Genomic DNA, 24,193 nt, shown 5'->3' with positions numbered 1-24,193 from the left:
CCGTGACAATCAGCATCCCGTGATCTGCGCTTCAGGTACGATGATACTTATGTTCTTGTGTCACACCACCATAGCCATAGGCACTGCCCCGGCAATCAATAATGTGCACATTTGAGTGTGGATGAACGTTGCCAATAAGATTGGACAAAAGATCGAAGGCTTCTCGCTGATATCTAGCCTTCTGCACTTTGGTGCAGGTCTCGTCTGTAACTGTTACTTCAAGTCTAAAAGAATTGCGGTCATGATCCGAAAGTGATCGACTGTCTATAAACCACCATTCATGCCCTATGAACTGGACCATAACCATGGTCAAGTCGGAGCGCTTTTCTAGCACGGAACTGGTCAGGGCGGTGAGTTCTGGCACGATACGGCCGACCAAGCCCGTATCGGGCTGGCCGGAGAGTGTAAGCTTGATCCCAGGCATGACTTCCTTCCGCAACGGTTGTGCGGGGCCAGAATGACGCCAGTGCTTGCATCGGGAAAGCCGGAAGATACGATAGCATCTATCGGATAATTGGGATGATAGGATGCAGCCGTTCGATCTAGGGCAACTGCGGACGCTGGTCACTGTGGCGGAGGCGGGTAGCCTGTCAGCTGCGGTACCGAGGCTGTTCCGCTCACAGTCGGCCATCAGCGAGCAGCTTCAGAAGCTGGAAGATTTCGCCGGGGTCGTCCTACTGCAAAGGGGCAAGAAGGGCGTGAGGCCAACGTCGGCCGGAGAGCGCTTGATCGCCCATGCACGCGAGATGTTGGCCGCGAGCGAGCGGGCTCTTGAGGATGTGCGGGGCATGGGCCTAGCCGGCGAGTTGCGCTTGGCGGTCACGGACTACTTCCGCCCGAACGCAATCGCCGAAATGCTCAAGCGGCTGCGGGCGCGTTACCCAAAGCTCCGGCTGCACGTTACGATTCGAAAAAGCCTTCTGATTGAGGAGGAGGCGCAGGGTGGGGACTTCGACATCGGGCTGTCCATGCGAATCCTCGATGGACGGTGCGTGCCGGAAGGCATCCCGGTCCAGCGCGAGGCTCTGGCCTGGGTGGCTGCACGCGAATTCGAGCCTGAGACCCATGCCCCTCTGCCCTTACTCGGATTGCCGCAGGACTGTTCCTTGCAGCGATTTGTGCGGCAGACCTTGGAAGCGCATGGCGTTCCGTACGTCGTTGCCCATTCCGCTTCGGGCGTTGCAGGACTCCAATCCGCACTCGCGGCGGGGCTCGGAGTGTCATGCCTGAATTTGTCTGCCGTGCCGGACGATGTCGGAGCGTGCCGATTGTCTCAAACTCTGCCACCGTTACCAGAGGTGGAGTTCAGCTTGCTCCCGCCTCGCCTTGGCGAGGCCGCGCTGGTGGGTGAGGTGCGGACGATGCTGGCCACGAAACTCGTTTAGAAAAGCCGCTCTGGGTGCCAAACAGCGTCCAAGCCACGCCACCGCAATTTTTAGCAAATGGCGCGATCCTGACTCTCGGTCCCTCACTGACGAGCAGCCGCGACCCATCCAGAGCCGAAGTTGCTGGACGACGAACGAACGACCGCTTTCGGAAAGTGCCGATGGCGGTTGGAACGGCTGACATGGGTCGTAAGGGGATCGTCTGCTTTTGCACCAGATCGTCTCGGAAGCGGACCGGCCGCTTTCGGCCAAATCACGCCATGCTGGACCGCCACTAAGCACAAAACCGGCCGTTCGGCTTCGCGTCCATTGCCGCCATTCGGCTGAACTCGGCAGTATCCCGTAAGCGGACGCTCCTGCAGCTAGCCTTTCCAGTCTGTAGGCACAGGCGGGACGCAAAAGGTGACGTGGGCCGCTGGGCGGTAGCCATACGTTCTTCGAACTGCGTGCTCCGCAAGTGCCGTTCCCTAACGGCATTGCACGCAATCTAACAGCTTCTTGATCTCATTTCAGTCCGCCGGACAAGCGAGATCCAGGCTGTAGAGATGCTGCTTCGAGGTGACGAACAACCGCCGCTCACCTGGCGAGAAACAGAGGTTGGTGCAAATTTGCGGCGTTGGAATCAGCCCGAGCCGATGCCCCTGAGCGGAGAACACTTGGACCCCCGCCTCAGAGCTCGTCCAGATCCAGCCACGTCGGTCGACGCGGAAGCCGTCTGGCACGCCTGGTTCGACCTCGGCGAACACCCGGCGCTCCCCTAAGCTGGCATCATCGCGAACGGCAAAGGCGTAGATCGTGTGCCCGTCGTCACCCTCCGTACGAGAGGTGTCGCTGACGTAGAGCGTGCGCCCGTCGCGCGCGAAGGCGAGGCCATTCGGCTGACCGAGGTCGGTCATGCGCCGCACCACGCTGGTGGTCGGGTCGAAGCGGTAGACACTGTGATGGCCAAGGTCGGACTCGGCCAGCGCCCCTTGCCTGGGTTGGCGCAGGCCGTAGGCGGGATCGGTGAACCATAGGGCGCCATCGGGGGCGCAGACCACGTCGTTCGGCGCGTTGAAGCGGCGGCCCTTGTAGCTTTCGACTACCACCGTGTAGCTTCCGTCCGGAGCTGTGCGGGACAATCGACGGTTGCCGTGCTCGCAGTGGATGAGGTTGCCGTCCCGGTCGACCGTGTTGCCGTTGATGAATGGCGTCGCGTCGATCACGACCCGCACGCAGCCGTCTTGATGCCAGCCGAGAACCCGACGGCCCTCGACATCTGACCAAACCAGGATGTCCCGGGCGGGCCACCAAGTTGGCCCCTCGCTGAAGATCGCATCGTCGTAGAGCGAGACCAGGCGGGCGTGGTGAGGCACGACTTCGGTGAAACGTGGGTCGGACGCGCGCGGAGGATCGACATGCGGAACCGGCTCTGGCGGCCCGGCGCGTCGCAGCAAATCAGGCATACGATCTCGTGTTTGCTCAGCGACAGGAGACAGGAGGGAGATCAGTCTTTGCCCAGCACCTTGTCGGCCTTGGCGTCGACCTTCGCGTGATCGGATTTGGACAAATTGCCAGCCTTCTCGGATTGCGCGGCTCGAGCCTTGGCGTTTCGGGCGTGCGCTTTGTCCTCGACCGGGAAACGCTTCTGGTCGGGGAGGGCAAAATCCTTTTTGGAGAGCGACTTGCGGTCATCGTTCGTCAGCTTCGACATCGCTTACTCCTATGCCCGCACAACTCCTTTCCCCGGGGTCGGTTCTGTGAAAATCACCGGTGGCGGATGGCGCGCTTTCGGAACGCGATGCCGAGATCCGTGCCGTTGGCGCTAGGCGCAACCGGACGCTCGGGACTGACTCCGCATCGCAAATGTTCGAGGCCCATCCCGCACTGAGCCGTCGCCATTGTACCCGCGTTGGCCGCGGTCTACGCCTACGTCGACACGCATTCAGCGCCAAGGTTCGGTGAGGGCCCTCGATGGCGGGAGAGATTTCCGACGCTGGACTGGAGCGTCCAGTGCCGCGCGTAACCTTCGCAGCTGTCGCAACCTGGATCTTCCTCGCCGCTGTCTACGGCGTATTCGCCGGTTCGATCAGTGCGACTGAGGGCCTCGCCGACGTGGTCTGCGCCAGTCTTGGTACGCTCTGGGCGCGGCGCGTCGGGCGGATCGGCGACCCGGCCTTCCGCCTACGGGTGGGCATGCTGCGCCCTTTGGCGGGCGCGGTGGCGAACCTGCCCGCACAGACCCTCCAGGTCGGATTCGAGCTGATGCGAGCGATCGGCGGCGGCACCGGCTCCGGGTCGATCCGGATCCGCCCTATGGCGTTGGTCTTTCGGGTCGCCCCGGACGATAGCGGCGCGGAGGCGCAGACTGAACGGGCACTCGGTGTTTTCGCCGCTTCTCTGGCGCCGCGTAGCTATGTCCTTCGCCTCGATCCCGGGCGGTCAGAAGTCGTACTCCATGCCTTGGCGACCCAACCGGCACGAAAGACGCCGACATGAGCCCATGGATTTTGGCATCGGGAGCTCTCGTTCCGCCGTTTGCCATCGCCGCAGCGATCGGTTGGCGTGGACGCATCGGGCAGCGCCTTGCAGCTTACCAGCTAGCGGGCTCGATCGCGGTGATCCTGCTGACGTTCCTGACTTTCGCTACCGACCAGCCATCACTGACCGACCTCGCCCTCACCCTGGTGCTGCTGACGCTGCCGGGAACTCTGCTTCTTGCGGTGTTCGTGGAGCGCTGGTTGTGAGCGCGACGATCCTCGCAACCCTGCTCAGCCTGGCGGTCGCGGCAATCTGGATCGCCTGCCTCGCCGTTTTGCGGCTGCCGCGGGCGCTGGACCGCTTGCACGCGGTCGCCTTCCTCAATGCGGCGGCGGGTATGTCGGTTACGCTGGCAGCTTTCGTAGCGGACGGGGTTTCGGGCCGCTCTCTGAAGATCGCCGTGCTGATGACGTTCCTGGTCGCCTGGAGCGCAGTACTCTCCCACGTGGTCGGCCGAGCCTTGCTCTTGCGGGAAGGATCGTCGGCGTGAGCGTAATCCTCGTCCTGCTGTTCTTGCTTACCGCCGCCAGCGGAACGGCAGTGGTCTTGATCCGCGAGCCCCGCCGCCAGGTCTTCGCGATCGGGCTGAACGGACTCGTTCTGACCGTACTCTTCACCGCGCTTCAGGCGCCGGATGTGGCACTGTCCGAACTCGCCGTCGGCACCGCGGCCGTACCGTTGCTGTTCGTGGTGGCGTTGAGCGCCGTGCGGACCGCTGCGCCGAGCCAATCGGCGGATCCCGGTGACCACGAGAAATCTCCTGAGGACGCATGAACGTACGGTGGCGCCTCGTCCTGCTCGGGCTTGCCTGCCTCGTCCTCGTGCCCTGCGCCGTCTCGGCGATCCGGGCAATGCCGGATTTCGGCGCCGACATCGCGGCCTATGGCGCGCGGATCAACGCGATCGCACCGGCCGAGCGTCACGTCGCCAACATGGTCAGCGCGATCAACTTCGACATCCGTGGGCTCGACACGTTGGGCGAGGAGTTCATGCTGCTGGCCGCCATCACCGGTACCGTCGTGCTCCTACGCGGCAGCCGCGGCGAGGCGATTACCGACCGCGCAGTTCGGCTCTCTGGCCGTCGGGTTCTGCCGCGCGCTGAGGTGGTGGTCCTGGCCTGCCGCATCGCAGGGCCGATCACTGCCCTGTTCGGGCTCTACGTGGTGCTGCACGCCACCGTGACGCCTGGCGGCGGCTTCCAGGGCGGCGTGATCCTCGCGTCCGCGACCCTGCTGATCTACCTCGGCGAAGGCTATTCCGGATGGCGCGATAGCGTCCGCAGTCGGTGGCTCGACGTCATGGAAGGCGGCGGCGCGCTGCTCTTCGTGCTCTGCGGCCTGGCGCCGATGCTGGTCGGAGCCGCGTTCATGGAGAACGTGCTGCCGTTGGGCACGTTTCGCGACCTCTTTTCCGGCGGCCTGATGCTGGTGGAAAATCTCGGCGTGGCGGCGGCCGTCGCGGGTGGTTTCACTCAGCTCTTCCTCGAATTCATGGAGGAGACCCGGGAACCCGACCAATCGGACGATCCGAAGGGAGAAGACGCGTGAGCTGGCTCCCCTACGCGGTTGCCGCATGGCTGTTCGGCATCGGCCTGTTCGGGATCAGCACCAGCCGGAACTACATCCATCTGATCGGCTGCCTCTCGGTCTGCCAATCGGCCACCTACGTGCTGCTTCTCGGCATCGGCTACCGCTGGGACGCCATCGCTCCGATCTTCTACGACCACCCGCCCGGCACACCCGCCGTCGACCCGGTGATGCAAGCGCTCGTGCTCACCGACATCGTCGTCGGCGCGACATTGACCGCTCTGCTGCTGGTCCTGACGCTGCAGGTGTACAAGCGTAGCGGCACACTCGACCCGGAGCGGCTCCGACCGATGCGGAAGAATGCCGGCGGCGGACGCGTCGGCGCGCGTCAGGAACCTGGCGCGGAGGCGCAGCTCTGATGCCGGATTGGTTCTCGCTCGGCTGGATCCCGAGCGCGGTGCTGCCGCCCCTTCCGGTGGCGCTGCCGCTGGCGATGTGCGCGGCCCTGCTCGCGACGGCCCACCTCATGCCCGGTCGTTGGCCCGACATCCTCGCGAGCCTGACGGCGCTCGCGGTTGCAACCCTCTGCGGCCTGATCGCCGTGCGGGCGGCGGACGCACCGCTGGTCTACTGGTTCGGCGGCTGGACGCCGCGGGCGGGCATGCCGCTCGGCATCGGCTTCTCGGTCGATGCCGCGAGCGGCTGGGTCGCGGCGTTCATTGGGACGCTGTTTGCCGCGAGCTTCGTCTTCGCCTGGGGCTTCTTCGAGGAGACCCACGGCCACTTTCAGATCCTGATGCTGCTGTTCCTGGCGGCCATGGTCGGATTCGTCTTCACCCGAGACCTGTTCAATCTGTTCGTCTGGTTCGAGGTGATGAGCGTCGCGGCCTTCGCGCTGACCGCCTATCATCTCGACGAATCGGCGCTGGCCGGCGCCCTGAACTTCACCGTCACCAATAGCCTCGCGGGCTTCCTGATGCTCGGCGGCATCGGGCTGATCTACGCGCGTGCGGGCACGCTCGACTTCGAGGAACTGGCCCGCGCGGTCGCCCATGCAGGGCGCGATCCGGTGACAGCTGGCGCCTTCTGCCTGGTCGCCACCGCGCTGATGATCAAGGCCGCCGTGGTCCCGTTTCAGTTCTGGCTCGCCGACGCCCACGCGGTGGCCCCGAGCCCGGTCTCGGTGATCTTCTCCGGCGCCATGGTCTCGCTCGGACTGTTCGGGCTCGCCAAGCTGACCGCGGTGGTGTTCTCCGGCTCCGATCAGGTCCGCGGGGCGGTCTCGCTGTTCATGATCGGCGCCGGCAGCGCGACCGCGCTGGTGGGCGGCTGGATGGCTGTGCTCCAGCGCCACCTCAAGCGCCTGCTTGCCTTCTCGACGATAAGCCATGCCGGCATCATGCTGCTCGGCATCGGAACGCTGTCGCAGGGCGGCACCGGCGGCCTGCTTCTCTACCTCGTCGGCCACGGGCTGGTGAAGGGCGCGCTGTTCATGGTGGCGGGCATCCTGCTCGCCACTCGCGCCGGGATCGACGAGATCGCCCTGCGCGGCCTCGGCCGCGGGATCGGGCCCGCGGGCATCGCGATGGCGCTCGGCGGCCTTCTGCTGTGCGGCCTGCCACTCGGCCTCCTCGACCAGGGCACCCGCGTGCTCCAGGGCGCCCTCCTCGACGGCGGCCACCCCTTCGCAGTCGCGGCGACCGTCGTCGGGGCGGGGCTCACCGGTGCAGCGGTCCTGCGCGCCGCCGGCCGGATCTTTCTTGGACTTGGGCCGGATCCCGGCAATGAAGCGCAGGCGCCAAGCGAGGCCGAGCGAGAGAAGGCCAACCGCCCGCTCTGGCTGATGTTGGCGCCCTGTCTGGTCCTGCTAGCCCTGAACATCGTGGCACCGGAGGCTGGGGTCGCGCGCCTCGCCGCCAAAGCGACACCGGCCTTCATGCACCAGGGTGGCAGCTTGGGGCACGGACCCGAGTGGCTGCCCTGGCTCAGCCTCGCCCTAGCACTCGTGATCGCGGCCTTTGCGCTCGGCCGCCATAAACTGCCCCGCTGGTTCTCGAGGCCGGTCCGCGCCACGCAATTGGCGCCGACCCGGCTCTTGGAACAGGTTCACAGCGGCTTGATCGGCGACTACGTGACCTGGGTGGTTGTCGGATTGGCTATCCTCGCGGGTCTTCTCGCAACCTCCTGAGCTGGCGGCTTCTTACAAACGGAGAGGGCTGCGATGCCGATGGCACGGTCGGCGGATCTGTTTGGACGTGCCCACTCCGCTTCGCCGCGTAATTCCCCCGAAGCGGTCGTTCGAAGCTCTCTCGTTGATCCTCTAAAGCAGACGTCACCGCCCATGCCCTCGGACAGCAGTTCGCGTTCAGCATCAGCCGCGGTCCTTCGCACCCCTTCGCGCCAGTTGCATGCGAAGCCGCTTTAGAACAAAATGTGAACTATCGGCCAAGCGTAGCAAGAGCCCTAGCGGTCAGCGACATGTCACCCCCGAGCTCCGGCCGCACGCTGTTCTTCTTTGAAAAGCCCTCTGCGATGCGGCAGTTGCAGCGCTTTTTCCATTCGCCGAACACGGTCTGCGTGGCGGCGGAGGGGCACCTGCTGTCTGCCGAGGAACCAGGTAGCATCCGGCCCGAATGGAAGCCCTGGCGCTTCGATATCCTCCCGATCGTGCTCGCCACCATCCCGGTCAGCTACGGCACCAACCGGTCCGGCCAGTCGCACGAACCGAAGATTGCTGCCATCCGGCAGGCGCTGAGCGGCGTCGAGCGTGTGATCATCGCCACCGATCCCGGACGCGAGGGCTCGATGATCGCCTGGGAGGTGCTGGAGCACCTCGGCTGGCGTGGGCGGGTCGACCGGCTCAAGCTCGGCGCGCTCGACGACGTCTCGATCCGCCGCGCCTTCGCTGCCCTGGCCAAGGAACCAAGCTCGGGCGAGCGCGACTACGCCGCCTATCTCGAAGCGCTCTGCAGGCAGTATGAGGACTACCACCTCGGCCTGAACGGCACACGGGCCATCTCGCTGCGTCTACGCCCGCCTGCTTTCCGGGAGCCCTGGCGCTTCGGCGGCGTGCAGACGCCCACCCTCGCTATCCTGACCGACCTGGAGGAGCGTATCCGCTCCTTCGTGCCGCAGGACTTCTTCAAGGTCGCTTTGCACCTGGGGACCCAGTCCGGTGCTGAGCTGACCCTGTGGCACGCACCCAAAGAGCGGATCTTCGACGCGGAGATCGCCGAGACGATCCGGACAGCCGCCGCGACGTGGTCGGGGGCCCTGACGGTCGAGCACAAGGATGTGCGACGCGCACCGCCCCGGCTCTTCTCGAAGGACACCCTCGCCCGGCGCTGCGCCAAGCGGTTCGGCTGGGATCCCCAACATACAGCGGGCATCGCCCAGGATCTGTACGATCAGGGCTACCTCAGCTACCCGCGCACGGAGTCCGAGTACCTGCCGGAGGGGCAGGCGGCTGATGCTGCAACGGTGATCGCCGCGATCGCCACCGTGCTGACCGACCTGCGTAGCCTCATCGCGCGGGATCATGTGCCTGTGATCCGCCGTGGCATCAAAGGGCACTACGTCAAGGATCCAGGGGAGCATCACGCGATCGTGCCCTTGCGCAAGGTTCCTGAGCGCAGCCGCCTCTCAGCCGATCAATTCCGGTTGTGGGAGCTCGTCGCGAAGACCTACCTGACCGCTCATCTCCCTGACGGAATCGATGCCCGCACCAGCGTGACTGCCGAGGTACGGACGCCGATTGGCCCAAAACGGTTTGTCGTCTCCGGCAACGTCATACGTGCGCCCGGGTGGCGTGCGGTCTACGGGAGCGAGACGGAACTCGAAGCGGACGCCGTGCCCGGCAAGGCCAGGCGCGAGGCGGAGGCCATGTCCGCCCGCCTGCCGGTTGTAAACGACGGTGAGGGCGCATCGGCTGGAACTGCTGACGTCGCTTCCGCGATGACCGAGCCGCCGCGGCGGATCACCCGAGGCGAGCTCCCGGTGGTGATGGGCCGACTGATTGATCAAGTGGATGATCCAGTGGTCAAACGCGCCCTGGAGAACCCGGTCAACCCGAACGAGCCCAAGGGGCTCGGCACGGCCGCCACGCGCGATACGATCCTGCCCAAACTCCTGAAGAGCCGCTACATCACGCTGTCCAACGGCAAGGATCCAGCCATCGAAGTCACCGAGGTGGGGCTGGCATTCATCACGGCGGTGCGACGCGTGTTCCCGGCCTACGGTGATCCGGTGGGGCGAGCGATGTTCGAGGCGGAGTTGGCAGAAATCGGTCGTGCCAAAACGCGCGCTGAGGCCATCCAGCGCGCCGATGCCTTTCAACATCGCACGCGGGCGCGTCTCGATGAGCTGATCGCCGCGATCTCGAACTCACCGGTGGTCAGCCTCGATCCCAGCCTGATCCCACACGGTCAGGGCGACAATCGGCCACCGACCTCGGCCATGCTGTCGTTCGCGGTGAGCTTGGCCGAGCGAAAGGGCGTGAAGCTGCCGCGCGGCTGCAAGAGCAACATCAGCGTCTGCCGGGCCTTTCTGGACACCCATGCCGGGCCGCGCGCGCCTCAAAACGACGGCGTCAGCCAGCCCGGACACCAGCGTGTTCCGAGCGCGGCGATGCTGAGCTATGCACACGGTCTGGCGGAGCAGCGAGGCATCACTTGTCCGCCGGAGATCGAGACGAACTTCGACGCATGTCGTCGCTTCCTCGACGCACACACCTCTCAGCCGCGGCAGCAGACGCCAGAGCCAAGCTCCGGAGGAGCGAAAGGCAACAAACCTGCCGAACGGGAAAAGCGGCGGGGCAGGGTAGTCGAGATGCCGAGAAAGGCCCCGATACGGCGCCGAGCCTAAAGCGGCGGGCGTGAGCGTTGAGATTTAAGCTCTCGATCGTGAAGCCTTGGATGGCTCGCGAAGTTCGTAATGGTTCATCGCCGGTCTCGTGGCGGCGTCACGCGCCCTGAGCATTCTAAGCAGGGCAGCCAGCATGCGCTCGTATGTGCCTGCTCGGCCGCGGTAATCCCCGCCCCACGGGTACGGCGTGCCACTCAGCCAAACAGTTGCGGCAGCAGGTTGCCATCGCATGCCGCGCCGTGAAGTTCGGATGTTCGCCTACGGCGTTCGCAAACGTGGGGCTCCGGTCATTCCCGGGACCTCAATCCGTCATCCACGGCGGAAATCTCTTCGATGGCGCGGGTCGAGATCACAGAAAGCGGCTGCTCGACCAGGATGTCGGACGCCCCGCGCGGCCGAGCGGCAGCATCCCGGCTCTTTATCAGCAGCCATGTCGCGCGTTGCTCCTCCCGCTTGGTCTTCATCCGCACCAGGCGCCACGCGCCCGTGAGTTTCTTGCCGTGCAGCTGGAATCGAAGTGAGCCCGCGGCGAGACCGGCCACGGCGTCGCCGTCCGGTTTCCAGATGCCGCGGTCCCAGATCAGCACAGCGCCCGCCCCGTACGAGCCCGCCGGGATGACTCCCTCGAACCCGGCATAATCCAGTCGATGGTCCTCCACCGGCACGGCCAGCCGACGCTCGCCCGCCACGAGACTCGGGCCACGCGCCAACGCCCAACTTTTGAGTACGCCGTCGAGCTCGAGCCGGAAATCGTAGTGCAGCCGGCGCGCAGCGTGCTTCTGTACGACGAAGGCGATGTCCGTAATCGCGTCCTCATCGTCAGGATGCTTCTACGGGATCAGCATGACCCAGCCACGCGCGCAACTTGGTCCAGCGGGGCTTGGTATTGCCGCCGCGGACCGCGATGCCCAGTGCTTTGCGCTGCCCGAGCAGCACGACCAACCGCTTTCCGCGAGTGACCCCCGTGTACAGGAGGTTCCTCGCCAGCATCGTCCAGTGCTGCATGGCCAATGGGATCACCACCGCCGGGTACTCCGAGCCCTGCGACTTGTGGATGGTCGTGGCGTAGGCCGGCACCAGCGTGTCGAGTTCGCCGTACGGGTAGACCACCTCGCGGCCGTCGAAATCGACGATCACCGCACCCTCGTCCTCGTCGATGCGGGCGACGGTTCCGAGATCGCCGTTGAACACCTCCCGGTCGTAGTCGTTCTGGCTCTCCATCACCCGGTCGCCGGGTGAGAAGCGCCAGCCGAACCGCTCCACCGAGATGGCGGGGTTCGGGTTCAGCACCGCCTGGAGTTCGTGGTTGAGGTTGCGCGCGCCGAGCACGCCGCGCTGCATCGGGGTGAGCACTTGCACGTCGCGCACCGGATCGAGGCCGAAGCGCGCCGGGATGCGTCTGGTCACCACCTCGATCAGCGTCTCCACCGCCGGCTCGGGCTCGTCGATCTCGATCAGGTGGAAGTCGCTGTCCGCGCCCCGAGCAGCTGGCTCGGGCATCTTGCCGGCGTTGATCCGGTGCGCATTCACGACGATCCGGCTCTCGGCCGCCTGCCGGAACACTTCGGTCAGCCGCGCCACCGGGATAGCTCCCGAGGCGATGATGTCCGCCAAGACCTGCCCGGGCCCGACCGAGGGCAACTGGTCAACATCGCCGACGAGGAGCAGCGCCGCGTGCTCCGGCACCGCCTTGGTCAGGGCGTTCATCAGCGGCACGTCGACCATCGAGGTCTCGTCGATCACCAGCAGGTCGCAGGCGAGCGGGTTGTCCTCGTTGCGCGAGAAACCGCCGTGCTTCGGGTCGATCTCCAGCAGGCGGTGGATCGTCTTGGCCTCGAGCCCGGTCTGCTCGGTCATGCGCTTGGCCGCCCGGCCGGTCGGGGCGGCAAGCAGCACCTGCACGCTCTTCGCCCGCAGAATGCGCAGGATCGTGTCGAGCGTCGAGGTCTTGCCCACGCCCGGACCGCCGGTGATCACCGCGAGCTTGGCGCCGAGCACCCGCCGCACGGCTTCCCCTTGCGAGGGTGAGAGCGTCTTGCCGGTCTTGTCCTGGACCCAGGGCAGAGCCCGGGCGAGGTCGATCTCGGGCCAGGGCGGTGTGCCCTTCGTTCGGCGGAGCAGCCGCTCGGCGATCATCCGCTCGGCGGCGTGCAGCCCAGCCAGGAAGATGCACGCCTTTTCGCCGAGGATGTCCTGCACGACCTCGCCGGTCTCCAGCACGTCGAGCAACGCCGAGCGGATCAGTGCCGGCTCGACGCCGAGGAGGTCGCCCGCGAGCTTGATCAGTTCCACCACAGGGAGCGCGCAGTGTCCGCCGTCGGTCGCCGTCTGCAGGGCAAACGAGATGCCCGCGCGCAGCCGCTGCGGTGCCTCCGGGGTCAGCCCGAGTTTCATGGCGATGGCGTCGGCGGTCTTGAAGCCGATGCCGCGGATGTCCTTGGCCAGCCGGTAGGGGTCCTCGGTCATGACCGCGATGGCGTCGTGCCCGTAGGTCTTGAAGATCCGCACCGCCCGCGCTGTGCCGACGCCGTGGGCGTGCAGGAACAGCATGATCTCGCGCACCGCCTTCTGTTCGGCCCATCCGGCGATGATGCGGGCGGCGCGCTTCGGGCCGATGCCGGCGACCTCGGGCAGCCGCTGCGGCTCGGCCTCGATGATCTCAAACGTGCCTTCGCCGAACGCCGCGACGATGCGCTTGGCCATGGCCGGACCGATGCCGCGCATGTGGCCGGAGGCGAGGTATTTCTCGATGCCCTCGACCCCGGTGGGCGGCGTGACCTTGAGGGTGTCGGCCTTGAACTGCACGCCGTGCTGGCGATCCGTGTGCCAGATGCCGGTGGCGGTGATCCACTCGCCGGCCGCGATGGCGGGGGCGTGACCGATCACCGGGACGAGGTCGCGCTTGCCCCGAGCCTGGACCTTGAGCACGCAGAAGCCGGTCTCGGGGCTGTGGAAGGTGACGCGCTCGATGGTACCGGCCAGCGCCTCGATCTTGGGACCGGCCGAGCCGGGGAATGCGCGCGCAGCCACGACGGCTATGAGATCCTACGAGCCTGCCCCGAAGTCTGACGCCCCGACATTTCGCGGGGCGCCTTGCTCAATATGGGCCGCCGCTCACTTGATGTCATGATGCTGATCGACACAGCAGGCCGTGTGGGCGTTTGTACGATTTGCGAGAGTCCAGTCATGTTCGATGTAACGAAGATGCTGGCCGACGCGCTGGGCGAGCACCTCGCGGTCACCTACCAGCGCACCTTCGGCAGTCGTGAACCACGTTTCGCCGAGGTGATCGAGGCGTCCGCACGTCTGACCATTGAGCGCATCGTCGGCAGCGACGCGCTCTACCACGATGGCGACCACACCGCCCTCGTCACCCTCGTGGCTCAGGACATCCTGCGCGGCCGGTTCCTCGACAAGGGCATCACGCCGGAGGATTGGCTGCACATGATCCTGGCCGCCCTGTATCATGAGATCGGCTACGTGCGCGGTGTCTGCTCAGGTGACCGGGCGAACGCCTTCGTCATCGACGCGCAGGGCACGACCATCGGTTTGCCGCGGGGTGCCTCGGACGCGGCGCTGGCGCCCTACCACATCGAGCGTTCGAAGCTGGCGGTGCAAGAGCGCTTCGGCACGCATGATCTCGTCGATGCGCCGCGGGTGATGCGAGCCATCGAGTTGACCCGTTTCCCCGTGCCCGCGGACGATGAGCATCGGGAGACTGGGACCGAAGCTGGCCTGATGCGTGCGGCAGACCTGATCGGGCAACTCGGCGATCCGCTCTACCCACGCAAACTGAACGCGCTGTTCCACGAGTTCGCCGAGATCGGCCTCGACGCCCAACTCGGCTATGCCAGCCCGGCCGACCTCGCGGAGCGGTATCCGGCATTCTTCTGGGGCAAGATCGAACCGGTCATCGGCGACGCGGTGCGCTTTCTCGATTTGACGGTGGAAGGGCGGAGCTGGGTGGCCAACCTCTACAGTCATGTGTTTGCGATCGAGCATGACCGTCGCCGCATGGGACCACACCCAGGCTGAGCCGCAGAAGTAGTCCTCACGCAGGCGAAAGTGGTGATAGCTTTCGAGAACAACCGCGCTCACGCCATGACGTATCGTCGGCTTTGCGCCCATCCCGGTCATTCAAGGCCAGAGGAGAACGGCTCCGAAGCGGACACCAAGGTCTCGGGCAGCACTGATGGCATTATTCGCGCGAGCGCGGCCGGGCGCGCGCGGCGTGACGCGTCCATCAATGACCGCGCGCCCCCGATTTCCTCACTGGCAATGCGTGCTAGATAATCGACCTTGCTCGCCTGCATGTGGTCAACGCAGAGCTGCGCGAGCGCCCAGCTATCGCGTCCGCGCAAGAGTTCGATCATCGTTCGATGATGGCCGATCGAGACCCGAAGGCCATCGGCATCCGCCAGGTTCTTGGCGCGTATGGGCAACGTCAGGCCCATGTAGTCGGTGAGCGTGCGCACTAGGTACGGGTTCCCGCACACATTGAACAAGGCGACATGGAAGGCGTCATTCGCCTCGTGGATGCCGCGCAGGTCGCGCTTCTCCACTTGGTCGCGGTAGGCGTCCTGAAGCGCTTCGAGTTGGGCGATCAGCCACGCCTCCGCCGGTAGCGCAATCATTAGCATCGCCTGCCGCGTCAGCATCTCGCGGACTTCGTAGATCTGCCGCACTTCCGCGGCGGAGTAGGATCGAACTGTCGCCCCGATGTTCCGCTCTCGCCGCACGACGCCCCGATGCTCCATCTCGACGAGAGCCTGACGGATGAAGTGGCGGGATGCACCGAAGCGCGCCATCAGGGCATCCTCGGTCAAGCGGGCGCCGGGGGCTAGCCGCCCGAAGATGATGTCTTCCTCCAGTAGCGCCACGATCGCTCCGATGCCCTCACGTCGGAGAGGCGAGATAGGATCTGCGGGCCCGTCCCCGGTCATTGCGCCTCCGCCCAGCTCGCAAACCGGTAGCAATCCTCCACAAGCCGCAGCGTCTCGAGATTGTCGGCCGGTGACGTCTCGAATGGCGCGCCGTCGTCCAGGCGATCGATGAAGTGAGCGATCGCGGCCGCGTAGGACTCCGCGTAGGTAGCGGCGAGGTCGAAGGTCCAGCTCTTTGTTTCCCGCCCCGTCATCGACAGTTCGGATCCCTGGAGGCGGATCGCACCCACGGGGCCGAGGATCTCCAGGCGATCGGGGGAAGCGGGTGGGGCGCCGTGGGCTGCGAAGGTCGCGAACACCTGCACGGCGACTCCACCCGGGCCGGCGAGCTGGATCAGCGCCGTGTCTTCGCCGGCGAGGTCTGGACAGGTCCGGCCGGTCGCGCAGGCGGTGACCCGCAGCGGTCCGAGCAGCATGCGCAGCGTGTCGAGGTGGTGGATCAGGACTTCGGCGACGAGCATCCGGGCCTCGTCGCGCATGAACGGCTGGCGCTCCAAGGCGGGAAACAGGCCCGCCGCATCCGGAAGGGTGCCGCTCGTCACGAGCTCCAGCCGCGCCGCGAAGGGCCGCCCGATGGCCCCCGCGCGCAGCCACGCCGCGGCCTCCCGGTAGTAGGCTCGGAACCGCCAGTTCTCGTGCACCATCAGGCGCGCCCGGTCATCCACCGCGGCGACCAGCGCCTGCGCCTCCGCGAGGGTCGGGGCCAGGGGCTTCTGGCACAGGATTGGCAGACCGCGCTCGGACGCGAGGCGGACGAGCGCAGCATGCGCCGCCCGGGGCGCCGCGATATCGATCGCGTCGAGTCCGCCCGCGTCCAGCATCGAGCCCGCGTCCGCGTAGGTGTGCGGGATGTCGAACGCCCGGGCGCGGGCCAAGCGCCGCTCGGCCGACGGGTCGGCGATCGCGACGACCTTGGCGCGGCCCCTCAGGGCGGCCCAGCCCGCCAGATGATGCTGCGTGACCCATCCGGCCCCGATCAGGCCGATCCGCCGGACGGCGCTCACGGCGTCGCTCCGGCAGACACCGCGCCCGCCGGCACGGTGCCCGCGGGCCTAACCTGCGCGGGGATGGCTGCCGTGGTCCGCGCGTCGAACAGGAAGGCGGCGTCGGGCCGGAAGAACAGGTCGACGACCGCGCCCACATCGGCCCGCGTGTCCCGCGGCAGGCGCGCCGTGCATTCGGCGCCCCCCTCCGTCTCTACGGCGAGGAGCGTCTCGGCCCCGAGCGGCTCGACGGCGAAGACCCGCCCGCGGATCCGGCCCGCCTCCGCGCTTCCGGTGGCGTCGGCCGCGAGGTGCAGGTCCTCCGCCCGGACGCCGAGCACCACCTCCTGGCCGGCGAGCGGAGCCAGTGCGGCCGGCGTCCAGCGCGTGAGCGCGGTGTCGATCGCGGGCGTGCGGATCCGGTCCCAGGCGGGAAGCGGCACGGTGAACAGGTTCATGGGCGGCGAACCGAGGAAGCGGGCTACGAAGGTGTCGGCCGGGTTCCAGTAAACGTCGAGCGGTCTGCCGACCTGGGCGACGCGCCCGCCGTTCATGACGCAGATCCGCGTCCCCATGGTCATCGCCTCGACCTGGTCGTGAGTCACGTAGATCATCGTGGAGGCGAGCCGGTGGTGCTGCTTGATCAACTCGTTGCGCGTGTTGACGCGCAGGGCCGCGTCGAGGTTCGACAGCGGCTCGTCGAACAGGAACACCATCGGCTCGCGCACCATCGCGCGCCCGAGGGCGACGCGCTGGCGCTGGCCGCCCGACAGGGCCTGGGGCTTGCGGTCGAGGTAGGGCACGAGCCCCAGCATCGCCGCGGTCTCGCCGACCCGCCGCTTGATCTCGGCAGGTGCCGTGCTGCGGCGCTTGAGGCCGAAGGCGAGGTTCTCGGCGACTGTCATGTGTGGGTAGAGGGCGTAGGACTGGAACACCATCGCGATGTCGCGGTCCTTGGCGGGTACATCGTTCATCGTCCGCCCGTTGATTGAGAGCGTGCCGGACGAGATGGTCTCGAGGCCCGCGATCATGCGCAGGGTCGTGGACTTGCCGCACCCGGACGGGCCGAGCAGCACCATGAACTCGCCATCCCCGATCGTGACGTCGACGTTGTCGACCACGACCGGCCCGCCGGAGCCGTAGCGCTTGCAGATCTTGGACAGCTGGACGACGGCCATGCCGGCCCCTTACTTGACGGCGCCCGCGGTCATGCCGCGGATCAGCTTCTCGGAGAAGAAGACGTAGGCGACGATCACCGGCACGACCGAGATCATGACCCCGGCCGCGATCATGCCGATGTCCTGGAAGTGGTCGCCCATGAAGGCCCGGATGCCGATCGGCAGGGTGCGCTTGTCCGGATCGGTGATCAGCACCACCGCGAACAGGAACTCGTTCCAGAGCTGGATGAAGTTCAGGATCAGGGTTGTGGCGATCGCCGGCATGCCGATCGGCAGGACGATGCGGCGGAAGATCTCGATGTCGCCGTAGCCGTCCATCTTGGCGGCGTCGAAGAGGTCCTGCGGGATCCGGGCGAAGAATCCCTCCAGCAGGTACACCGTCAGCGGCAATTGGAGCGAGACGTACACGAGGGTCAGCCCGAGGAGGCTGTTATAGAGCCCGTAATCGACCAGGATCTGATAGAGCGAGATCAGGGTGATCTGCGGCGGGAAGATGATCGACGAGAACAGGATGCCGTAGAGGATGCGGTTGCCGCGGAAGCGGTAGCGGGCGAGCGCGTGGGCGGCCGCAGCGCCGACCAGCGTCACCACCGCGACCGCGGCGACGACGACCACGGTCGAGTTCCAGAAATACGTGGCGAAGTCGGAATCGACCCAGGCGATCCGGAACTGCTCCCAGTGGAACGGGCGGGGCCACGCGTAGTGGTCGGCCGAGATCTCGCCCGTGGTCCGCACCGACATGGTGGCCAGCCACAGGAACGGTCCCAGCGTGTAGGAGGTGTAGGCGGCGATGGCGACCGCGAGGGCGGCCCGGCTCGCCAGGAAGCCGCCCCGCCCGGCGGCCGGAGGCACGGTCGCGTCGGCGCTCACGTCAGTACTCCAGCCGATCGCGGGACTTGAAGACCCGGTTGAGGATGATGACCGCCGCGCAGACCACGCCGAACCAGACCGTCGCGATCGCCGACGGGTAGCCGAGATCGAAGGTGTTCCAGTTGAAGGCGCGCTTGTAGACGTAGGTCGAGACCGTCTCGGTCGCCCAGAGCGGCCCGCCGCCGGTCATGATCCAGACGAGGTCGAAGACTTTCATCTTGCCGATGAAGGCGAGGACGTAGAGGTTGAGCAGCGTGGGCCGGAGCATCGGCACGATCACGTGGCGCAGCTTCGCGCCCCAGCCGCAATTGTCGAGTTCGGCCGCCTCCAGAACCTCGGACGGCAAGGCGTGGATGGCCGCGAGGCAGACCACCATGTTGAACCCGGCCCATTTCCAGGCATGCGTCACGATCAGGGACGCCAGCGCAGTGTTCGGATCGCCGAGCCAGGAGCGGGTCAGCGCGTCGAGCCCGACGGCCCGGAGGCCCTCGTTCACCACTCCCCAGTCGTAGTTGTAAATCCACATCCAGAGGATCGCGACCACGACGTAGGAGAGCAGGACGGGCGTGAACCACGCGACCCGGAGGAAGCGCGCGAACGGGACGCCGGCATAGAGGGCGAGCGCCAGCAGGAGGCCCGTCGCCACGTCCAGGATCGGAGCGACGAAGGCCCACACGAAGGTGTTGCGGACCGCGATCCAGAACGTCTCGTCGCCGATGAGGTCGCGGTAATTGGCGAGCCCGACGTAGGTCCGTTCCGACCCCTCGATCGTGAACAGGCTGTCGAAGATCGTCCGGAAGGCCGGGTAGGCCGTCAGGCCGAGATAGATGACGAGCGCTGGAGCGAGGAAGACGATCAGGACGGGCCAGCTCGCCCGTCGCGGATCCGACACGCGACCTGAGACTGGTGCGCTCTCCGAGGCTTCAGCCGTCCGCGTCTCGAGAGCCGACGTGCCCGCCACCGCGTCAGCTCCCCTTGCGGCAGGCCGCATCCATCTTGTCGGCGGCTTCGTTCACGCCGATCAGGCCGGCCGGGAAGGCGTTGTTCATGACCTGCGTGTACGTCTCGGCGCACTTGGACCGATAGTACATGAGCGGCGTGCCGAAGAAGTACGTGGCGCCCTTGTTGCGCGCGTTCAGCTCGGCGAAATACGCGGCATGGCTCGAATTGATCTTCGTCGGATCGGATCTGAGGCCGGTCTGCAGGGAGACCTGCGCGACCCATTTGTCGCCATTCCCGGCCGACGCCATCGAGTCGAGCAGCGCGCCCGCGCAGGCCTTGTTCTTCCCGCGGGCGTACATCACGAAGCTGCCGGCCACCGCCAGCGTCTTGCAGGTGGGGCACTGGCCCTGGTCCATGGCGGGGAACTGCATGATGCCGAGCGGAAAGTCCGCCGGCATGCCCCCGCTCTCGGGCGACGCGAAGGCGCGCCCCGTGAACCAGCTCGGATCCGGGAAGGTGAGGGCCCCCGGCTTCTGGTAGAAGTAGTAGTGCGACTCGCCGAGCTTCAGCGTCGCGAAGCTCTTCGGGTAGGCGCCGGCATCCACCAGCCCCTTGAACCACGTCATCACCTCTAGGACACGCGGGTCCTTGAAGGACAACGTGCCGTTCAGAAGCTTCCCGTAATCGTCCGTGCCGAGCTTACGCAGCAGGGACTCGAAGAGCAGTAACGCGCCGGGGAACGGCCGGTCGCCGACGCCCTGGGACACGGGCGTGATGCCGGCGGCGGCGCCCTTCCTGACCAAGTCCGCGAAGCCGGATTGCGTGAGCTGGAAAGAGGGCGGCACCTCGACCCCGACCTTCTTCACCAGATCCTTGTTGTAGTACAGCTCGACCGTATAGGCCTCGACGGGCAGGCCGTAGACCTTGCCTTTTGAGGTCCAGGCCGGCTTGGCCCAATCCTCGAGCTTGGCCAAGTCGACATGGCCGTCAAGCGGTTCGAGAAAGCCGCCCGCCACGAACTCGGGCTGGTCGGGCTCCAGATAGAAGACGTCGGGGGCCTGGCCGGTGCGAACGGCGGATTTGGCCTGCGTGTAGATGTCGGCCTTCGGGATGAAGCTCAGCTTGACCGCGCACTGCTTGTTCGTGGCTTCGAAGTCCCGGACGCGCGCGGACACCCAGTCCTTCTTGGCCGGCTCGTCGGGCCAGTTCGACCACATCGTGATCTGAGCGGGCTCCGCCGCCACGGCGGCCCCGGCTGCGATCAGGCTCAGGCCGAACATGGCCGCGATCCCGGTGCCCGCTCTGCGCATCGCACCTTCCTCCCGTATCATTGTTGGGTCGGATCGTCCGGGACCCATCGCAGATTGTCAATAAAAATGCGGACGTCGGTGCTGATCTTGCCGACGACGCATCTGAACCCGTCCGTTTTATCGATAACTACTCGGGCCCTACAGATCTAAGAAGGCCGGCTGCGACTGCGTCGGAAGTCCCTTGCGGCTCGACACGGAGCATGGTCCAGCATGGTCCGGGTTTCACGAACCGCCGTGATGAGGAGCGAGGCGCAAGGGCCGATGAATGCTCCGTGCTTGCGCACAACGCGATGAGAGCAGCGATATGGCGGCTCTGGCCTTCGACGTCCCAGAGGCGGATCATCGGCTCTCAGCAACATCCGATCGCATGGCTATAGAGATCTGAATGACCGGAATGGGTGGAGCCTGTGTGAAAACGAAAGCGCTTGCCGAAATTGTAGAGCAATCCTCTACGCTGCAGACAAGCGGCCCCGCTGCAGGGCGGTTCTGACGCGATTTAGGCCTAAATTTCGGCGCTGCCCAGGTTGTTCTCGGGAAGATCCTTCTACCCCTTTGTCGTTTTCACACATCCTCGGTGGAAAGTAGTCCATCCGCTTATGGGAAGACGAAATATTGAAGCGGACGCTCCATCGCGATGCTCCGCTGCACCTCACGGTGCCATTTGCGCCTTTGGGTCATGACCGGTGCGAGCGTCTAGGTTTCCCGGCACCTCGGCTGCAACAGCGGTGCGACCTCCTCCACGGCCTCGGCATAGCCGCCGAGCAGGGCAACGAGCTCCCGAACGGGGCGACGACCGCAACTTGATTGCTGTGCGAGCTGGATGGAGCGTCCCAGAGCGGCGCTAGGTCGTCCTCGTTATGACAATACATTGTCATGTTGACAGCCTGTTACCAAACCCCATATCGGTGTCCATGAGAACGAAGCTAAAAGGCAGTGCGCCTGACCAGGAGCGCCTTCGGCGGGCCTGGACCGGCCTCGTCATCGAGGTTTTCCGCATGAACGGGGACCTGCTCGCAGCCGGTGATGCACTGGTCGGCGACCTCGGCCTGACGAGCGCCCGGTGGCAGGTGCTGGGCGCCATCGCGCTTTCGCCCGTGCCGCTGCCGGTCGCCCATATCGCCCGCAACATGGGCCTGACCCGGCAGGCCGTTCAGCGCCTGGTCGACGACATGCGGGCCGACGGCCTCGTCCGCCTCGAACCCAATCCGCATCACCGTAGGGCCATGCTGGTCGTGGCGACGGAGCGGGGAGACACCGCCTATCGAGCGGCCATCGCACGGCAGGAGCGCTGGGCCGATGCGCTTACTGCTGATCTCTCGGCCGAGGCGTTCGAGGCCGCCGGCACCCTGCTGCGCGAGATGCAGCGCCGGATTGAGGGGTCCGATCCGGCGGCCGCTATAGAGGCGGAACCCCAGACACAAGGAGCCTGACATGCCCAAGTTCATCGAGCTGGATCGGACCGTCACCCTGGCGGACCAACTGAAGGACGAGGGCGGCCCGGTCGTCCTGATCAACACCTTCGTTGCCCAACCCGCCGATGCCGACCGCCTAGTCACTGCCTGGACGGCCGACGCGGAGGTCATGACGCGGCAGCCCGGCTTCGTCTCGACCCAGCTGCATCGCGGCATCGCCGGCAGCGGGGTGTTCCTGAACTACGCCGTCTGGGACAGCGTCGCCGACTTCCGTGCGGCCTTCACAAACCCCGAGTTCCGGGCCCGCCTGTCGGACTACCCCGAGACCGCGACTGTCAGCCCGCACCTGTTCCGTAAGGTGGACGTGCCTGGCATCTGCGCGGCGTGAGCCCCTCCGTTCTCTAGCCCGAGGCTCCCATGCAATCTGAAGCGACCACTGCAAATTACGACGCCGAAGTCATCGTCGTCGGCGCCGGCCCCGTCGGCCTGACTACGGGGTGCGCCCTGCGTCACCACGGTGTCGATTGCCTGATCCTGGAGGAGCGAACCGAGGTCTGGGCGTATTCCCGGGCCAATAACCTTTGGGCGCGGCCGCAGGAACTTCTGGCCTCCGTTGGCCTGCGCGACGCCATCGCGGAGCGTGCATACCCGGTCCGGCTGGTGAACTTCTTCATGAACGGCACGCCGACGACGCCGATCCGGATCGACGACGTCACCAGCCCCCACCCGCAGGTCCTCTACAGCGGGCAGGACGTCATCGAGACGACCCTGATCGAAACCTACGAAGGGCGCGGCGGCCGGATGCAGCGCGGCGGCAAAGTCGTGTCCGTCGTGCAAGACGGGGACGGCGTGACCGTCACGGTGAGACGCGGCGACGGACCGGAAGAACGCCTGCGCTGCCGCTACCTCGTCGCGGCCGACGGCGCCAAGAGCACGGCGCGCCCGCTGCTCGACCTCGACTTCGAACCGGAGCGGTTCGAGGGGCGGATGAACCGTCAGGTCGACGCCAAGCTGTCCTGGCGGCGTTCCCTGGAGCCCGACCAGCTCTGGTTCTTCTACTACGAGCGGGGCTTCTGCGGCGTGATGCCGGTCTGGGGGGGCTATCACCGGCTGTTCTTCTTGGCCGACGACGCGGGCGTGCCCGACCGTGATCCGACGCTCGACGAAATTCAGGCGGTGGCCCGTGAGGTCACGGGCGACGAGACCCTGACGCTAAGCGATCCGCAATGGCTTACGCACAGCCGCTTCCAATATGGCGTCTCCCCTGGCTACGCGCGGGGCCGCGTGTTCCTCGCCGGGGATGCCGGGCACCTGTCCCTGCCCATCGGCGGCCAGGGCATGAACGCCGGGCTGCATGATGCGGTCGAGATCGCGTGGCGGCTCGCGGCGGTGCTCCGCGGGCAGGCGGCCTCCGTCGTTCTGGAATCCTACGATGCCGAGCGTGGCGGCGAGCACGCCAGGCTCAGCGCGCAACAGGCGAAGGGCTTCCGCCGGACCGTCTACCGGGGATCCGTCACGGACGTGGCCCTCGGGCTGGTGGCCAAGGTGGTGCCCGGCATCGGCGCCCTGCTCCAGGGTACGGACGATCTTCAGCAGCTTTCGGTCAGCTACCCGAAGAGCCTGCTCAACGAGGATCACCTTTCGGGTGTGACCCATCTCCTCCAGCGAGGACCAGGAGTCGGCGAGCGGGCTCCCGAGGCCGAGGTGACAGTCGACGGCCGGACGACGTCGCTGTTCCCGTTCATCTACAACCCGGACGGCGTGACGACGGGCTGGGCCTTGCTGTGCTTCGATGGTCGGTCGACCGAATCCGGCGCTTCGCTGCGCGCCGCCATCGAGGCCGTCGCCCCGTGGGGCTGGGTACGACCCCGTTTCGTCCTGGCGGGTCCTGTTTCGGAGGCGGGAGGAGCGCCAGTGTTGTCGGACCTGGACGGCAAGGCGCACGGCGCCTACGGCTTGGAAGGCCAGTCCGCCCTCGTCCTCGTCCGTCCGGATGGGCATATCGCCTATCGCGGCGCTGCCGACCGCCCCGAGCGCCTGACCGCATATTGCCGGCGGACCTTCATGACGTGAACCAAACGGCGCCTTAGCCGCTTCTTGCATGGAGCCGCTCGGCCAGTGAATGGGGATGCCGACTTGAGGGGCATGGTTGGCTTCACGCCCCCTTGCCGAAACTATCGAGGGCTGACGAACGGCCGCTTTCGGGCAGCGCCGATGGCGATATGAGCGGCCGGGTTGGGTCGGTTAGAGCCTGTCTGTTT

The 24,193-nt window shown here is 66.3% G+C and carries 24 protein-coding genes and 1 pseudogene; 13 read left to right on the top strand and 12 right to left on the bottom strand.

Annotated elements, in window-relative coordinates; genetic code table 11:
- Positions 1 to 31: 31 nt before the first annotated feature.
- Positions 32 to 424, bottom strand: coding sequence for a tautomerase family protein (locus ACYQPG_RS31605; protein WP_461232856.1), 393 nt, complete (start codon positions 422 to 424; stop codon positions 32 to 34).
- Positions 425 to 527: 103 nt separating this feature from the next.
- Here ACYQPG_RS31605 and ACYQPG_RS31600 point away from each other — a divergent pair, with 103 nt between their 5' ends.
- Positions 528 to 1,385: a LysR family transcriptional regulator gene (locus tag ACYQPG_RS31600; protein ID WP_461232855.1), complete on the top strand. Its 858-nt coding sequence runs from the start codon at positions 528 to 530 to the stop codon at positions 1,383 to 1,385.
- A 509-nt stretch (positions 1,386 to 1,894) separates the two neighbouring features.
- On the opposite strand, the gene ACYQPG_RS31595 is transcribed toward ACYQPG_RS31600, so the two are convergent.
- Together ACYQPG_RS31595 and ACYQPG_RS31590 are read right to left on the bottom strand one after the other, a co-directional pair.
- Positions 1,895 to 2,830 (bottom strand): SMP-30/gluconolactonase/LRE family protein, encoded by a 936-nt coding sequence (locus ACYQPG_RS31595; RefSeq protein WP_461232854.1) that lies wholly within the window; start codon positions 2,828 to 2,830, stop codon positions 1,895 to 1,897.
- Positions 2,831 to 2,871: 41 nt separating this feature from the next.
- Complete coding sequence (locus ACYQPG_RS31590; RefSeq protein ID WP_461232853.1) at positions 2,872 to 3,078, bottom strand: hypothetical protein; 207 nt, start codon at positions 3,076 to 3,078, stop codon at positions 2,872 to 2,874.
- 260 nt (positions 3,079 to 3,338) lie between these two features.
- Here ACYQPG_RS31590 and ACYQPG_RS31585 point away from each other — a divergent pair, with 260 nt between their 5' ends.
- From ACYQPG_RS31585 to ACYQPG_RS31550, 8 genes are all read left to right on the top strand, one after another.
- Positions 3,339 to 3,863, top strand: a complete 525-nt coding sequence (locus ACYQPG_RS31585; protein WP_461232852.1) for a hypothetical protein — start codon at positions 3,339 to 3,341, stop codon at positions 3,861 to 3,863.
- Entirely contained in the window at positions 3,860 to 4,111 is a 252-nt protein-coding gene (locus tag ACYQPG_RS31580; RefSeq protein WP_419831045.1) for a monovalent cation/H+ antiporter complex subunit F, read from the top strand. Before ACYQPG_RS31585 ends, ACYQPG_RS31580 begins: the two co-directional genes overlap by 4 nt.
- A complete protein-coding gene (locus ACYQPG_RS31575) occupies positions 4,108 to 4,395 on the top strand; it encodes a monovalent cation/H(+) antiporter subunit G (protein ID WP_147941599.1) in 288 nt (95 codons plus the stop codon). The genes ACYQPG_RS31580 and ACYQPG_RS31575 overlap by 4 nt, the downstream gene beginning before the upstream one ends.
- Positions 4,392 to 4,679 (top strand): Na(+)/H(+) antiporter subunit B, encoded by a 288-nt coding sequence (locus ACYQPG_RS31570; RefSeq protein ID WP_147941600.1) that lies wholly within the window; start codon positions 4,392 to 4,394, stop codon positions 4,677 to 4,679. Before ACYQPG_RS31575 ends, ACYQPG_RS31570 begins: the two co-directional genes overlap by 4 nt.
- Entirely contained in the window at positions 4,676 to 5,452 is a 777-nt protein-coding gene (locus ACYQPG_RS31565; protein WP_147941601.1) for an MnhB domain-containing protein, read from the top strand. The genes ACYQPG_RS31570 and ACYQPG_RS31565 overlap by 4 nt, the downstream gene beginning before the upstream one ends.
- Positions 5,449 to 5,850: a sodium:proton antiporter gene (locus tag ACYQPG_RS31560; RefSeq protein WP_147941602.1), complete on the top strand. Its 402-nt coding sequence runs from the start codon at positions 5,449 to 5,451 to the stop codon at positions 5,848 to 5,850. The genes ACYQPG_RS31565 and ACYQPG_RS31560 overlap by 4 nt, the downstream gene beginning before the upstream one ends.
- Positions 5,850 to 7,619 carry a complex I subunit 5 family protein gene (locus ACYQPG_RS31555; RefSeq protein ID WP_461232851.1) on the top strand — a complete coding sequence of 590 codons (1,770 nt, stop codon included), beginning with the start codon at positions 5,850 to 5,852 and terminating at the stop codon, positions 7,617 to 7,619. The genes ACYQPG_RS31560 and ACYQPG_RS31555 overlap by 1 nt, the downstream gene beginning before the upstream one ends.
- A 290-nt stretch (positions 7,620 to 7,909) precedes the next feature.
- Entirely contained in the window at positions 7,910 to 10,294 is a 2,385-nt protein-coding gene (locus ACYQPG_RS31550) for a type IA DNA topoisomerase (protein ID WP_461232850.1), read from the top strand.
- Positions 10,295 to 10,409: 115 nt separating this feature from the next.
- Here ACYQPG_RS31550 and ACYQPG_RS31545 read toward each other — a convergent pair.
- The 3 genes and pseudogenes from ACYQPG_RS31545 to recD2 form a co-directional block, all read right to left on the bottom strand.
- Positions 10,410 to 10,541, bottom strand: a pseudogene (locus ACYQPG_RS31545) (DUF4186 family protein); the annotation flags it as partial.
- A 40-nt stretch (positions 10,542 to 10,581) separates the two neighbouring features.
- Positions 10,582 to 11,091: a DNA polymerase ligase N-terminal domain-containing protein gene (locus ACYQPG_RS31540; RefSeq protein ID WP_461232918.1), complete on the bottom strand. Its 510-nt coding sequence runs from the start codon at positions 11,089 to 11,091 to the stop codon at positions 10,582 to 10,584.
- Positions 11,092 to 11,113: 22 nt separating this feature from the next.
- Positions 11,114 to 13,324, bottom strand: a complete 2,211-nt coding sequence (recD2, locus tag ACYQPG_RS31535; protein ID WP_461232849.1) for an SF1B family DNA helicase RecD2 — start codon at positions 13,322 to 13,324, stop codon at positions 11,114 to 11,116.
- A 156-nt stretch (positions 13,325 to 13,480) separates the two neighbouring features.
- Here recD2 and ACYQPG_RS31530 point away from each other — a divergent pair, with 156 nt between their 5' ends.
- The gene (locus ACYQPG_RS31530) at positions 13,481 to 14,329 is read left to right on the top strand and encodes a metal-dependent phosphohydrolase (protein WP_461232917.1); all 849 of its coding nucleotides are present in this window, start codon (positions 13,481 to 13,483) and stop codon (positions 14,327 to 14,329) included.
- A gap of 98 nt (positions 14,330 to 14,427) precedes the next feature.
- Here ACYQPG_RS31530 and ACYQPG_RS31525 read toward each other — a convergent pair whose 3' ends face one another.
- The 6 genes from ACYQPG_RS31525 to ACYQPG_RS31500 all read right to left on the bottom strand — a co-directional run bounded on the left by ACYQPG_RS31525 (position 14,428) and on the right by ACYQPG_RS31500 (position 20,520).
- A complete protein-coding gene (locus ACYQPG_RS31525) occupies positions 14,428 to 15,237 on the bottom strand; it encodes a GntR family transcriptional regulator (RefSeq protein ID WP_461232848.1) in 810 nt (269 codons plus the stop codon).
- Positions 15,234 to 16,241: a Gfo/Idh/MocA family protein gene (locus ACYQPG_RS31520; RefSeq protein ID WP_461232847.1), complete on the bottom strand. Its 1,008-nt coding sequence runs from the start codon at positions 16,239 to 16,241 to the stop codon at positions 15,234 to 15,236. The genes ACYQPG_RS31525 and ACYQPG_RS31520 overlap by 4 nt, the downstream gene beginning before the upstream one ends.
- A complete protein-coding gene (locus tag ACYQPG_RS31515; protein ID WP_461232846.1) occupies positions 16,238 to 17,398 on the bottom strand; it encodes an ABC transporter ATP-binding protein in 1,161 nt (386 codons plus the stop codon). The genes ACYQPG_RS31520 and ACYQPG_RS31515 overlap by 4 nt, the downstream gene beginning before the upstream one ends.
- A gap of 9 nt (positions 17,399 to 17,407) precedes the next feature.
- Positions 17,408 to 18,268, bottom strand: a complete 861-nt coding sequence (locus tag ACYQPG_RS31510) for a carbohydrate ABC transporter permease (protein WP_461232845.1) — start codon at positions 18,266 to 18,268, stop codon at positions 17,408 to 17,410.
- Between the two features lies 1 nt (position 18,269).
- Positions 18,270 to 19,160, bottom strand: coding sequence for a carbohydrate ABC transporter permease (locus ACYQPG_RS31505; protein WP_461232844.1), 891 nt, complete (start codon positions 19,158 to 19,160; stop codon positions 18,270 to 18,272).
- 73 nt (positions 19,161 to 19,233) lie between these two features.
- Positions 19,234 to 20,520: an ABC transporter substrate-binding protein gene (locus ACYQPG_RS31500; RefSeq protein ID WP_461232843.1), complete on the bottom strand. Its 1,287-nt coding sequence runs from the start codon at positions 20,518 to 20,520 to the stop codon at positions 19,234 to 19,236.
- A gap of 995 nt (positions 20,521 to 21,515) precedes the next feature.
- Between ACYQPG_RS31500 and ACYQPG_RS31495 the strand changes: the two genes are divergently transcribed.
- The 3 genes from ACYQPG_RS31495 to ACYQPG_RS31485 are packed head-to-tail and all read left to right on the top strand — an operon-like array spanning position 21,516 to position 24,005.
- On the top strand, positions 21,516 to 21,950 hold the full coding sequence (locus ACYQPG_RS31495) for a MarR family winged helix-turn-helix transcriptional regulator (RefSeq protein WP_461232842.1): 435 nt from the start codon (positions 21,516 to 21,518) through the stop codon (positions 21,948 to 21,950).
- A gap of 1 nt (position 21,951) precedes the next feature.
- Positions 21,952 to 22,320, top strand: a complete 369-nt coding sequence (locus ACYQPG_RS31490) for an antibiotic biosynthesis monooxygenase family protein (RefSeq protein ID WP_340564720.1) — start codon at positions 21,952 to 21,954, stop codon at positions 22,318 to 22,320.
- A 29-nt stretch (positions 22,321 to 22,349) separates the two neighbouring features.
- Positions 22,350 to 24,005: an FAD-dependent monooxygenase gene (locus tag ACYQPG_RS31485; protein ID WP_461232841.1), complete on the top strand. Its 1,656-nt coding sequence runs from the start codon at positions 22,350 to 22,352 to the stop codon at positions 24,003 to 24,005.
- The last annotated feature ends 188 nt before the right edge of the window (positions 24,006 to 24,193 follow it).

Source organism: Methylobacterium sp. CM6246 (genome assembly GCF_054818005.1).
Note: the sequence above shows the minus strand (reverse complement) of the source record. Positions and strands in the feature narration are given on the sequence as shown.